The following is a 14,223-nucleotide window of genomic DNA, read 5'->3' as shown; positions in this document are numbered from 1 at the left end:
GACGGCCGGGTCGTTCCTCGACGTGATCACGGGCGACCTTGTTTTGTCCGAATATGTTTCGTTCCAACCGCGCGGGTGCGAGTATGACCGGGCGGCGCGGGTCCGGGGATCGTGTCCGCCGGCCGGCGCACCATGTGATCTCGTGCGCCGTCCACAGGGGAGGCCGACGGCCGTCGGCGGCACGTGGTCTCGCTCCATCGGATCCGGGCTGGAGGATCTCTTGCGCGAAGAAGGCTCCTTACCGAGCTACGAACGACTCTTCGGTGAACTGGACTTCGGGGAGCAGGACGCGTCCCGGTCGGTCAGCTCGCCCGCGGCCTACCTGGCCGACCTGATCCGGCTCGTGGAGGAGAACTTCGAGGAGCCGTCGCTGTTCGAACGGCGGCCGGGGCTGAAGGACGTGATCCTCGATCAGGCGGGCACCTACGCCGAGGTCCCGTACCTGGACATCGTCAACGAGGTGCTGGCGAGGCTCGTCACGGCGGACGCGAACACGAATTCGGCCCCGGACGCGGCTGCGGGCCCGGCGGCGGAGACGGACACGCAGACCGACCCGGACGCGGATCCGGACGCGGCGCCGGGAGGCGGCGCCGGGCCGGAAGCCGCCGCGGACGCGTACGCGCGGCTGCGTGAGCTGCGGTTCCCGTTCGACAAGCCGTTCTCGCTGCAGGACGAGCGGTTCAAGGCGTACCTGCGCCGGTTCGAGATCGCCCCCGAGGACTTCTACCGCGCGTTCGCGGCACGGGTGAGCGCCGACGTGGTCGCCCGGGAGTACCTCGGCCTCACCCCCGAGGACGCCGCGATCGTGACGACCGCGCTCACCGACGAGCCGGCGCTCAAGGAGCGCTACGGCCTCGGCCCGGACGAGCCGCTCGCCGCGCTCCAGGACGTCGACCGGTTCATGCGGGCGACCATGCTGACCGCCGCCGAACTGCGGGACCTGCTGTTCGGGAACCTCCTCCCGATCGCGCGTCCGCCGCACGCCGAGGCGTCGGCCTTCTTCGTCCACCAGGGCGGCGCGCCCGTGAGCGTGGACGGGGAGGGACGGCGGCTCGTGCGGGGCGACGGGGAGACGCCCGTGCCCTTCGAGTGGTTCGAGCGGGCGCACCGGTTCGTCCGCCTGGCCCGCGGGACCGGCCTGCCGATGGCCGATCTTGACTTGGTGCTGAGGAACTGCTGCGAGAACCGCATCGACGCGGCGGCGCTCCGCGTGCTCGCCGCCGCGGTGTACCTGCACCGGACCTGCGATCTGCCGGTGGACGTGGTCTGCGGGCTCGCCGCCCCGATGGACACGACCGGTGCCCGCGACGGCGCCGACCCTGCTGACCTGTTCACCCGCACGTTCAACGACCTGGTGGCGGCGCCGTGGGGACGGGGGGACGAGCCGGCGGGGGACGAGCACGCCCTGATCTGGCCCTGGCCGGACCCGCCCCCGGCGGGGGAGGCGCTGCGGTGCCCGGGAGACATCCTCGCGCCGCGCAACGCCGCCTACCGCCGCCGTGTGGCACGTTCCCTGGCCGTCGGCGAGGCGGACCTGGTGGAGATCGTCACCCGTTATCGCCGCAGGTACGCGGGCATGCCGCTGGAGCCGGGCCCGTTCGACCGCGAGGACATCGGGCTGGCCGCCCTGTCGCTGCTGCACCGCGTGACCCGGCTGAGCGCGGCGCTCGGCCTCAGCACGGGCGAGTTCTTCGGCGTGCTCGCGGCCGTGGAGGGCGATCCCGCGCCGCAACGGCAGGGCTACACGCCGTTCCGGGGGCTGCCGCTCGGCGACGACCCGGGCACGCGCGACTGCCACCGCATTCTGGAGGGCGGGGACGCCGCCGCGAGCCTGTGGCTGGCGCGGACGCTCTTCGGCGTCGTCGAGTGGATGCGGGCCGACGGGTTCGGCGTCGAGGACCTGGCCGAGATCATGAGTGGGGCCGGGGCCGGTGACGGCGACGGCGACGGGACGGCCGAGGTCGCGGCGGACCTGGCCCGGGAGTTCCAGGGCGTGGCGTTCGGGCCGGGCGCCTTCGTCTCCGACCGCTTCGGGGAGCGGGCGTCCCAGGTCGTCCATGACGTGCTGACGGCGTACGACGACGGCGTGGTCTCGCCGGGCGACGACCGGGTGCTCCGTCTCGACCGTGCCAAGGCGGAGCCGGCGGCCTACGACGCGCTGACCGACCTCGCCGTGCTCACCGTGGACGACTTCCTGGAGCTCGGCCTCGACGAGCGGCTGACCGCGAAGATCTATGCCGGGCTCGTGACCGCCGGGTACCTGCGGGCGGACGGCGTGCTGGTGCCGGAGAGGCTTCCCGGCGAGGGGGAGGAGCTGCGCCTGGCCCGCGACTTCTCCCCGCACCGGCGGGCGCTCTTCGAGCTGATCGCCCGCCTGTGCGGCGCACCGGCGCCCGGCACGGACGCGGAGGCGGCGGGTGCGACGGACGCGGAGACGGCGGGCACGGCCGCCACGGACGCGGATGCTGAGGTTACGGGGACGGCCGGCACGGACGCGGCGGTGACGGACGCGGATGCGGACGTGGCGGGGACGGACGGGGCCGGGTTGTACCCGTCGGATCTGGTCTCGCTGGGGCTCTCCCCCGACGAGCAGGCCGAGCTGTACGACAACCTGGTCTTCAACGGCTACGTCGACCCCGATGGCGAGATCCTCTGGCCGGGTCCCTTCATGAAGGAGGAACCGCAGGACGCCGACATCGAACTGCTTGTCGTCAACGCCGACCTCGGCGACGTCGCCCCCGCCGTGCTGGACAGGCTCCGCGAGCGGGTCGAGCGGTTCCACACCGGACGGCTCGTCCTCGACCCCGCCGTCTTCGCGGCGCTTCCGCTGACCGAGCCCCAGGCCGGCGCCCTGGTCGAGGCGCTGCGCTTCAACGGCTACCTCGACGGGGACGGCTCCTACCGCGACAAGGAGGCGCTGCTCGCCGCCGGCGCCGACGACCTGGCGCTGCCGCCCGAGTTCCACCCCCATCGCGGCGCCGTGCTCTCGGTCCTGCGCGCCCAGGTCGAGGAGTTCCGGGCGACGCTGTGCACGTTCGTCCCCGAGGACTTCTCAGACATCGCCGACGCGGCGGTGGCCGGGCGCGTGCTGGCCGACCTCGACGGCGCGTTCACCGATGACGGCCTGACGCGGGTGGACGCGCTGGCCGGGGCGCTGGAGGGCGGGCCCGGCGCGTCGCTGGTCGGGGCGTGGTTCACCGACGCGGAGGCGGCAATGGTGTCCGCCCGCGTCGCGGCCGTCCTGGAGGAGCAGCGGCCGTACCGGCTGGACCTCACGGCGCTCGCGGCGCTGGACTTCGACGAGCGTGAGCGCGCCCGGCTGGTGGACATGCTCGTCCAGAAGGGCGACCTGAACCGGGCGCTGGCCGTCCCCCTGCCGCGGCTCGGGTACTTCGGCGACGCGGGCAACGCACTGGACTACACGGTCGCGGGCCTGGAGGACTTCGCCAAGGACCTGTTCCACCTGCTGCACGCGGTGGCGATCGAGGTGTCGGCCGGGATGGCCGAGATCGTCGCGACCCTCGGCGAGCTCGCCGACCGGCAGAGGACGCTGGTGTTCGCGCTGTTGCAGGACGCCCTCGGCGTGCCCGCGGACACCGCCGCCGCCATCTGCTCCGGCGTCACCGGCGGCGACGCGGCGGAGACCATGGAGGTCCTGGTGGTCCCCGCGCTCGCCGCGGGGGACGCCGCCGCAGAGGACGCCGTCCCGGGCGGGACGGGCCCGGCCGGCACGGCCGGCGGTGTGGGGCCGCGCTTCCGGCGCGCCTACCGGCGGATCCGCGGGTTCGCCCTGCTCGCGGCCAAGCTGGGAATGGACGCCGCGCAGGTGGTCGTGGCCTTCCGCGACCAGGACCTGACGGGCGGGTATCCCGAGCCGCTGGCGCTGCCGCCCGGTGTCGACCGGTTCGACGCCCTGCTGGAGAGCGCCGACGGCGGCGTCCTGCTGTTCCTGGACGACGCCTACTGGGTCTACTCGCCGGTGACCTACGCCCTGGCCGACCCGCGGCCGCGGCCGCTCACCGAGCTGTCCGGCAGGTTCGCCGGCCTGCGGAGCGTGGACGCCGCCTTCACCGTCCCCGGCGGCGCCGAGTGGATCGTCGCGCGGGGGGACGACGGCGCCTCGCGGACGTTCGTCAGGGAGCCGGGCAGCGCCCGCTGGGTGGAGCGGCGACGGGTGTGGGGCGAGGTCCGGAACGCGTTCGACGACCCCGAGCGCGTGGACGCGGCCTTCGTGGACGAGGAGGGCAGGGCCTACCTGTTCCGCGGCGGCCAGTACGTGCGCTACTCCGGCGCGGACTACACCGTCGTGGACGAGGGGTACCCGCGGAGCATCGGCGAATGGTGGGAGGGCGAGGACCGGCGGACCCCGCTGCCCGCGCCGTTCCGCCGGTCGATCGACGCGGGGTTCGAGCACAGGGACGGCGCGGTCCACCTGTTCAGCGGCGACCGCTTCCTCACCGTCGGCGACGCCGCCGACCGTCCGATCGCCGGCGCCTGGGGCAGGGTGCGCAACACGCTGGCGGGCGCGGGCCGCGTGGACGCGGCGTACGCCGACGCCTCGGGCGCGGTGTACCTGTTCGCCGGCGACCAGGTGACGCGGTACGCCGACAGCATCGAGAACGACGGCGTCCTGGCCGTCGAGGGGTACCCGCTGCGCATCGAGACGTGTTTCCCCGGCGCGCCGGTCGCGTTCGAGGGCGGTCTGGAGGCCGCCTTCGCGACCGCGGACGGCGTCGTCCACCTGTTCAAGGACGGCAGGACGATCGCACTTCCGGACGGCACGGGGGCCGACGCGGCCGCCGACCAGGCGGTGCCGGTGGCCGGCCGCTGGGGCGTCCTGCCGGAGGTGCTGGCCGGCGGCGTCGTGGAGGCCGCGTTCGTCGGGATGGACGGCAAGACCTACCTGTTCAGCGGCGAGCGGTACCTGAGGTACTCGACGTCCGACTACTCCGTCGTGGACCAGGGGTACCCGCGCCGCGTCGAGCCCGACTGGGGCGGGCTGCGCAGGGTGGACGCCTCGTTCGTCCTGGACCGCAGGACCTATCTGTTCGGCCTGCCCGGCCGGCTGTTCGACGTCCCGCTCGCCCCCGAGGAGGCCGCCGCCGCCGAGGGCGAGCTGGACGCGGGCCGCGTCCCCGGCACGCTGCGCCACCGCCTGGCCGAGCACGGGCTGGCCCTCGCCGACGACGCGCGCGCCGTTCCGTCGGCGCGCGCGGAGACGGCCGAGGCCGCGCCGGACGGTCCGCGTACCGCGACCGGCTGGGCCGGCGCCTGGCGGCTCACCACCGAGCAGGGCGTCGGCGTCGAGGTGCGCCGCGAGGGCGACCGGCTGGCCGTGCGCGGCGCCCCCGGCGACGAGACGACGTACTACGTCCGCTACTCCACCAGGGACTACGCCACACCCGACCCCGGCCACCCCCGGCCGCTGTCGGACGACTGGTGGAACCTGCCCTCGGGGCTGGCCGGGGACCCGAGGTTCGCCAGGGTCGACGCCGTCTTCACCGGCCGCGACGAGCTGACGTACCTGTTCTCCGGCGACCGGTTCGTGGTGTTCGACGCCAGGCGGCGCTGGTGGTCGGAGGTGCGCACGCTGCGCGACGACTGGGACGGCCTCCCGTTCGACCGGGTGGACGCCGCGTTCGTCGGCAAGGACGGCAAGACCTACCTCTTCTCCGGCCGCCGGTACGTCAGGTACTCGACGGCCGACTACACGCGGGTGGACGACCGCTATCCGGCGTCCGTCACGCCGTTCTGGGGCAACGTCGTCAACGCCGTCGCGCGCACGGGACGGGTCGACGCGACGCTCGTCGCGGACACGACCGAGACCGTCGACGGAGTGGAGGTCGTGCGCACCCACACGTACCTGTTCTCCGGCGACCAGTACGTCCGCTACCAGGACCACGACTACTCGGCGGTGCAGGACGGGTACCCGCGCCCGATCGCCGCGCTCGCGGAGGAGCCGCGGCTGCGGAACCTGCACGTGCCGCTGGAGGGCGGCCTCGACGCCGCGTTCGCCGACCGGCGCAACGTCTACCTGTTCAAGGGGAACGACTGCCACGTCGTCTCCGACGGCCTCTACCGGCGCTACACCCACCTGGACCTGGCCGGGGTCACCTGCGCGTTCATCGAGGACGGCCGGGTGGTCGCGCAGGGGCCGGACGGCTGGCGCCACCTCGGCGCGCTGGAGGGGATCGCGCCCACCTCGGCGCCGGTGCGGCCGAGGACGCTGCGCGCCGTTCCGCCCGAGTACCGCACGGGCCTGTCCGCCGTGCTGCGGGGCGCCGACGGCACCACGTACCTGTTCAAGGGGGCGTCCTGCTACAACGTGCGGCTCGGGCGCGACTACCCGCTCGCCGAGGAGTGGGGGTGGCCGCGCGACAACATCCACCAGCGCGGCATCGTCGACGCCGCGTTCGTCGGCAGCGACGGGAACACCTATTTGTTCAGCGACGACCAGTTCGTCACCTACACCGGCACACCGGGTCCCGGAGACGTGGGCGGCCCGCGTCCGGTGGGCGAGCACTGGGCGGGGCTGGCGAGCGTGGCGCTGGCCTACGTGCGGGACGGCAGGACGTACCTGTTCGAGAAGCCCGGCCCCGACGGGTCGATGCGCTACGTCGTCTACTCGGGTGAGGACTACCGGGCCCCGGACCCGGGGTACCCGCGCACCGCCGACGCCGGCTTCTGGGACATACCGGACGCCTACCGCGCCGAGGGCTTCACCATTCCGGACGCCGTCCTGTTCGAGGGGAGCACCATGCTCCTGCTGCACGGCGACGAATGCCTGCAGTACGACCAGGCCGCGGGCGTGTGGTCCTACCCCCGGCCGATCGAGCGGATCTGGCGGGGCTTCGGCCGCGACCTGCGGCCGGGCGAGGTGGTGCGGACGGCGTTCACCGGTGGGGACGGCGTGACGTACTTCTTCTTCGCCGGCCGCTTCACCGCCTACCGCGACGGCGTGTTCTCGCCGCCCGCGTCGACCAGGGAGCGGTGGGGCGGCTCACGCGGCCTCTTCGGCGCGGACGGCGCGGCCGACGCGGACGGCTCCGGGCAGGTGGACGACGTGGCGCGGGTCGACGCCGCGTTCGTGTACCAGGGCTCGACGACCTTCCTGTTCTCCGGCGACCGGTACGTGCGCTACACCGGCGCCGAGTACCGCTACGCCGACCCCGGCTACCCCAAGCCGATCATCGGCGAGCTGCGCAAGGAGGAGGCGTTCGCCAACCTGCCCGAATCGTTCGACGACGTGCTCGCCGACCGCGTCGCCGCGGGCCACGACCGGCTGGTCGAGGCGGTGGTCGCCAACCAGCGCACCGTGTACCTGTTCGTCGGCGGCGAGTGCCACGTGGTGTCGCGCACGGCCGCCGCCACCTACGACCTGGGTTTCGCCGGCCGGGTGCGCAACGCCCTGGCCGAGCGCGGCCGGGTGGACGCGGCGCTGGTCGCGGGCGGGCGCGCCTTCCTGTTCTCCGACGACCAGTACGTGCGCTACTCGGGCACCGACCTGTCCTTCGCCGACGAGGGGTACCCGCGGACGATCGCCGCCGCGCTGCCGGCCGAGCTCGGGGTCGCGGCGCTGCCCGAGGAGTTCCACGACGGCATCGACGCGGCGTTCACCGGCGGCGACGGGCAGGTCTACCTGTTCAAGGGCAGGCACTACCTGCGCGCCGGCGACCCGGCCGCGCGCCCGGTCGCCGGGGTGTGGGGCAGGGTGCGCAACGCGTTCGCCGACGCCGGCCCGCCCGGGATCGACGCGGCGTTCGTCACCCCGGCCGGCGAGCTGTACGCCTTCCGCGGCGACCAGTACGCCCGCTACGCGCCCGGCGACCTGGACCATGTCGAGCAGGGCCACCCCCGCGCCGTCAGGAACGCCTGGGGCGACCTGCCCGCGCCGTTCGAGGCGGGCATCGACGGGGCGTTCGTCTTCGAGGGCCGCACCTATCTTGTCAAGGGCGACCAGTACGTGCGCTACTCGGGCGCGTCCCGGGAGGGGAGCCCGGACGGCGCCGGCCGGTACGCCGCCGTGGACCGCGCCTACCCGCAGCCGTTCGCGCGGCGCTGGTCCGCCGCGGCGGACTACCGGCTGGACGACGTCGCGATCATCGCCCGGTTCGCCGCGCTGTCCCGCGAGCACCCCGGCGACGGCGGGCCGGCCGTCCAGCTCGGCGCGGGCCCCGTCCCCGTCGAGGACCCCTACCGCGGCCTGGCCGGGCTGCTCGGCTGGGACGTCGAGGAGCTGAGGTGGGCCAAGCGGCACCGGGACCTGCTGCCGGGCGCGCCGCGCCCCGGCGACCGCCTGGAGATCGAGTTCGTCCTCCAGCTCGCCGAGCTGTTCCGGATGACCGACCGGCTGGGCCTCGGCCCGTCCGCGGTGTACGCCGACATCTGGTCGCGGGCGCACGGCGAGCACGCCTCGGCCGCCGAGCGCGCCGCGGACCTGGAACGCGCCGCGTCCGTCCTGTACGGCCTGCTCGCGCGGGCGCGTCCGCCGGAGGAGCGGGCCGAGCTGTCCCGGCAGGTGCACGACGAGCTGAACCTGCGCAAGCGGGACGCCCTGGTCTCCGCCGTGCTCGCCGCCCGTCCTGGGCTGCGGACCTCGCGCGACCTGTTCGAGCACCTGCTGGTCGACGTGGACATGGGCGCCCGGGGCATGACGTCGCGGGTCAAGGAGGCCATCGCCGCCGTCCAGCTCTACCTGCACCGCTACCTGCTGGACCTCGAACCGGTCACCGTGTACCCCGGCCTGGACGCCGGCGAGGTGCGCGCGCGGATCCGCGCGCTGTGGGGCTGGATGCGCGGCTACCGCACCTGGGAGGCCAACCGGAAGGTCTTCCTGTACCCGGAGAACTACCTGCGTCCCGAGTTGCGCGACACCAAGACCCCGGCCTTCGCGGAACTGGAGAACGACCTGCTCCAGGGCGAGATCACCGACGAGACCGCGCAGCGCGCCTACAAGCGCTACCTGGACGAGTACACCGAGGTGTCCCGGCTGGCGATCGCGGGCGGCTACGTCTACGTCCCCGAGGGCGCCGGGCGCGGCACGCGCGGGCTGGTGCTGTTCGGTCGCACCAGGACCGCCCCCCAGCGGTTCTACTACCGGCACGCCGAGTTCCGCGAGGGCGTCCGGCTCTCCACGACCTGGGGACCGTGGCTGAAGATCGACCTGCGCATCGACGCCGAGAAGGTCTACCCGATCTACGCCTTCGACCGGGTGTTCGTCTTCTGGGTGGGCGTGGAGGCGGTCGTCCCGCGGAACACCTCCGACACCAAGATCACGGCCACCCGCGTCGGCGACGAGCAGAAGGTCTCCGCGCCCCCCTCGGCGCAGCGCGTGAAGATCTTCTACTCCTTCCGCAACCTGAACCAGGAGTGGGTTCCCGCCCAGGTCGTCGGGTCCGCGGACATCCTGTGGAGCGGCGCGCCGCCCGACATCCCGCTGTCGGTGTGGTCGGCGCCGCTGCCCGGCCCGTGGGACGGCGCGCCGCCCGGCACCCCGCCGCCGGCGTGGCAGGCGCCGCCGCCCGGCCAGGACGCCGGCCACGACGCCATCCTCGTCTCGTGCGCCCTGCCCGCCGCGCCGGGCGCCATCTCCTTCGCGCTCACCCCCGAGCTGTACGCCGTCCCGGTGACCGGCCTGGCGGCGCAGACGGGCAGGCCGGGCGAGGTCGCCGACATCCTGGCGCCCGAGGAGGCCGCCGCGGTCGGGGCCGGGGCCGTCGTCCGGTTCAACCGGCCGGCCTCCTCACCGGACCGGCACTGGCTGAGCGTCGACCACAAGGGCGGCAGCTTCCTCATCAGGCCGGTCATCCCGGCCCCCGACGAGGAGACGCGGCTGACCAGGCTGCGCGGCAACAAGGACAGGCTGCCCGCGTGGGACCGGATCGACGCCGCGTTCGAACTGCCCGACGGCACCCGGTACTTCTTCGACGACCACAGCGGCCGGTACGTCAGGATCGCCTCCGGCCGTACCCGGTCGAACACCGACCTGCCCATCGCCGGCGACTGGGGCAGGCCGCCGGAGAACCTCACCACGACCGGCGTCGTGGACGCCGTGCTGGTGCGCGCCCGGCACGTCTATCTCTTCTCCGGCGACGAGTACGTCCGCTGCACGGGCGGGGCCCCCATCGGGCCGCCCGACCCAGGCTTCCCCCAGCGGATGCGCGACAACGGCGACGACCTGCCGAGATGGTCGGCGGTGGACGCCGCGTTCACCGGCCCGGACGGCACCGAGTACTTCTTCTCCGCAGAACGCGGCGGGTACGCCATGTCCGGCTCGCTGGAGACCGTCTGGCCGATGGGCGAACGCTGGACCCCGCCCCGCGACCGCACCGACGGCGGCGACGACATGGCCTTCGCCGTCGACCGGCTGGACGCCGCCTTCGTCCGCGACGGCCGCACCTACATGGTCTTCGGCGACCGCTACCTGCGGTACACACTCGCCGGGGACGACGGCCGGCTGAGGCTCGACGAGGGGTACCCGAAGACGCTCGCCGGCAACCCCGACGGCCTGCCCGCCTGGAGCCCGATCGGCGCGGCGCTGGTCACCCAGGGCTTCTCCTGCTTCTTCGACAACACCGCGCAGACCTACGAGCTGCGCGCCGGAGACGGCGAGCCCGAGACGTACGAGACGCGCGACCTCGGCAGCCGCTGGCGCACCGTCGACGCGGCCTACGTCGAGGACGGCCTGCTGTACGTGACGAGCGGCACGGAGTTCGCCCGCTACACCCTCGGGCCGGACGGCGCGCCCTCCGGCGTGACGGACCAGGGCTACCCGCGCGCGATGGAACGGCCGGTCACCGCGGTGTTCCGGCAGTCCGGCCACCGGTATGTGTTCAGCGGCGACTCCTACGCCGTCTGGGAACCCGGGCAGGAGCTGGACGCCGTCACCGCGTACGCGCCGATCGCCGGGAACTGGGGCGAACTGCCCGACGGCGTCGAGACCGGCCTCACCGGGGCGCTGGACACCCCGGCGGAGCTGTTCCTGTTCATGGGCGACCGGTACGCGCGCTACGCCAAGGACGCCGAGGTGGCCGTCCCGTACGAGTTCGCCACGCTGCCGCAGGAGATCGTCCGCCTCACCACCAGCACCGCGTTCGTGCTGAACCGGCGGCTGCTGGCCGGCGGGGTGGCGGCCCTGCTCGCCCCCGAGACGCAGGAGACCGACGAGCTGCCCGCCTTCGGCGCCGGCGAGGCGGGACCCACGACCGTGCGGGTGCGCGGCGACAAGGTCACCCCCGAACGGCTGCCCACCAGCTCCTACCTGGACTTCCAGAGCGCCAACAGCGTCTACTACTGGGAGATCTTCTTCCACGCGCCGCTGCTCATCGCGCAGGCGCTCAACGGCGCCCAGCGGTTCGAGGACGCGCGACGGTGGTACGAGTACATCTTCGACCCCACCGAGCCGGACGCGTACTGGCGGTTCCTGCCGTTCCTGGCGATCGACGCGCGGGCGCTCGCCGACGGCTGCGCGGGCGACCTGGCGGAGCTGCGGCGGCTCGGCGCCGACGTGTCCCGGGCGGAGGCCGAGCTCGGCCCGGAGCTGGACCGGCTGAGGTCGCTCGCGGCGGCGTTCCAGGACCGCGCGCTGGAGGACGCGGACGTCGACCACCTCAGGGACCTGGCCACCCGGGACTTCGGCCCCACCGTGGACGCCGTCACCGGCGCCGAGACGCCCCGGGCGCGGGCGGTGCTGGCCGAGCTGCGCGAGCGCGTCGCGCTGGTCAACGGCCTGCGGCGCCAGTACGACCTGGTGGGCGACAACGGCCGGCTGCTCGCGGCCTACCGCGAGGACCCGTTCGACCCGCACGCCATCGCCGCGCTGCGCCCGGTCGCCTACCGCCGCGCGGTCGTCATGGCCTACGTCGACAACCTGCTCGACTGGGGGGACATGCTGTTCCGCCAGTACACGGCCGAGAGCGTGGACGAGGCGCGGATGCTGTACATCCTGGCCCACGACCTGCTCGGCGACCGTCCCGGCCGGCTGCGGCCGGCCGTCGGCACCGGGACGGCGCGCAGCTACGCCGACCTGGAGCGCGAGGAGCGCCTGCCGGAGCTGACCGGAGGCGGCGAGATGCTCACCGGCCCAGGGGCGGTGCACGCGGGGGTGGCCGACCCCTACTTCACCATCCCGGGCAACGCCGTGTTCGCCGAGTACTGGACGCGGGTCGAGGACCGGCTGCGCAAGATCAGGCAGTCGCTGGACATCATGGGCGTCGGCCGGCCCGTGCCGCTGTTCGACCCGCCGGTCGACCCGGCCGCCCTGGTGAGCGCCGTCGCCGGCGGGGCCGAGCCCGGCGCGGCCGCGGCCGCCGCCGCGCCGCCCGTCCCGGTGCCCGAGCACCGGTTCGCGGTGCTGCTGCGCAGGGCCCAGGAACTGGTGGACAAAGTGCGCTCCCTCGGCGACGCCCTGCTCGGCGTCCTGGAGCGGCGCGACTCCGAGGAACTCGCCCTGCTGCAGGCCCGGCAGGAGGCCGTGATCCTCGCCCAGGCCCTCGCCGTCAAGCAGGCGCAGGCGCGGGCCGCCGAGGAGAACGTGCGCGAGGCCGAGGCCGGCCGGGACACGATCAAGGCGCGGCTCGCGCACTACCAGCGGCTGGTCGACGACGGCATGTCCCAGATCCAGCAGGCGCAGATCGCGACGATGGCGCTGGCCTCCGCGACCCACCTGGCCGCCGGCGGGCTCAAGCTCGGCGCCTCCATCGCGCACGGCGTCCCCCAGGTGCTGTTCGGCCCGTTCATCTTCGGCACCGAGTACGGCGGCAAGCAGGTCGGCAAGGCGCTGGACAAGGCGGCGGAGGTCCCCGAGCAGTTCGGCGAGTCGTTCAGCGTGCTGGGCGAGCTGCTCGGCGTGGTCTCCGAGTACCAGCGCACGGAGCAGGACTGGCGGTTCCAGGTCGACGTCGCGCGCAACGACCTCGCACAGGCGGAGCACCAGGTGACGGGCGCGGGGCACGCGCTGACCGCCGCGCAGCGCGACCTGGAGGTCCAGGTACAGGAGATCGCGCACCAGCAGGCGGTCGCCGCGTTCCTCAAGGACAAGTTCTCCGGCGCCGACCTCTACCAGTGGATGGCCGGCCGCCTGTCGGGCATGTACTTCCAGGCGTACGGGATGGCGTACGAGATGGCGCGGGCCGCCGAGCGGGCCTTCCGGTTCGAGCGGGGCGTCTCCGACGGGCCCGTCTGCGTCCGGCCGCTGCACTGGGAGAGCCGCCGCGCCGGGCTGACGGCCGGCGAGAGCCTCGGCATGGACCTCGACGTGCTCGCCAACGCCTACCTCGCGGCCGACACCCGCGACCTGGAGATCGTCAAACGGGTGTCGCTGCTGGCCCTCGACCCGCTCGCGATGCTGCGCCTGGCGGACACCGGCACGTGCGAGTTCGCGCTCACCGAGGCCCTGTTCGACCGCGACTTCCCCGGGCACTACCGCCGCCAGATCAGGACGGTGGGGCTGTCGTTCCAGGACGCGGAGGGCGGGCGTCCCGACCTGAACGCGACCCTGACCCAGCTCGGCCACAAGACCGTGCTGGACGCCGACGCCAAGGCCGTCAAGCACCTGCTCGACCCCAAGGGCGCGGCCCCGGCCACGGTGCGCGCCGACTGGCGGGCCGGCCGGCAGATCGCCGTCTCGCACGTCGAGGAGGGCGCGGACGGCGACGGCCTGTTCGAGCTGCGCTTCGACGACGACCGCTACCTGCCGTTCGAGGGCACCGGCGCGGTGTCCACCTGGCGCCTCGCGCTGTCCGGCGCCCGTCCGGCCGCCCTGAGGGACGTCGTGATCACCGTCAGGTACACCGCCAGGAACGGCGGCGAGGTCTTCGCCAACGCGGTCAAGGGCATGCTGCGTCCCTATCCGGCCGCGCGGTTCCTCGACCTCGCCCGGGACTTCCCCGAGCAGTGGGAGGAGTTCACCGCCGGCGACGCGCGGTCGCTGGCGCTGCCGGTCACCGCCGAGCTGCTCCCCGGCCTGGCCGACCCGCGTGTCACCGGCGTCCAGGCGGTGACCGACGTCGCCGGCGGCGCGCCCGTGCGCCTGACGCTCGGCGCGGGCGGCCGTTCACTGGCGCTGCCCGGCGGCGGGTACGTGCCGACGCCGGGCCTGCGGGTCGCCGCCACCGGCGGCCCCGGCTGGACGCTCACCCTGGAAGGCGACAAGACGGCGCTACGCAACATCGGACTGGTCCTCACCTACAAGGCCGGCACGCGTTAGCCCGCGCCCGGCGGAAC

1 protein-coding gene is annotated in these 14,223 nt (G+C 74.1%); it reads left to right on the top strand.

What is annotated here, in order from left to right:
* Nucleotides 1-220: 220 nt before the first annotated feature.
* Nucleotides 221-14,206 carry a hemopexin repeat-containing protein gene (locus ACZ6QO_RS23265; protein ID WP_465853685.1) on the top strand — a complete coding sequence of 4,662 codons (13,986 nt, stop codon included), beginning with the start codon at nucleotides 221-223 and terminating at the stop codon, nucleotides 14,204-14,206.
* Nucleotides 14,207-14,223 lie beyond the last annotated feature (17 nt).

Source organism: Sphaerisporangium sp. NPDC049457 (assembly GCF_055586705.1).
This window is presented reverse-complemented; position numbering and strand designations above follow the sequence as displayed.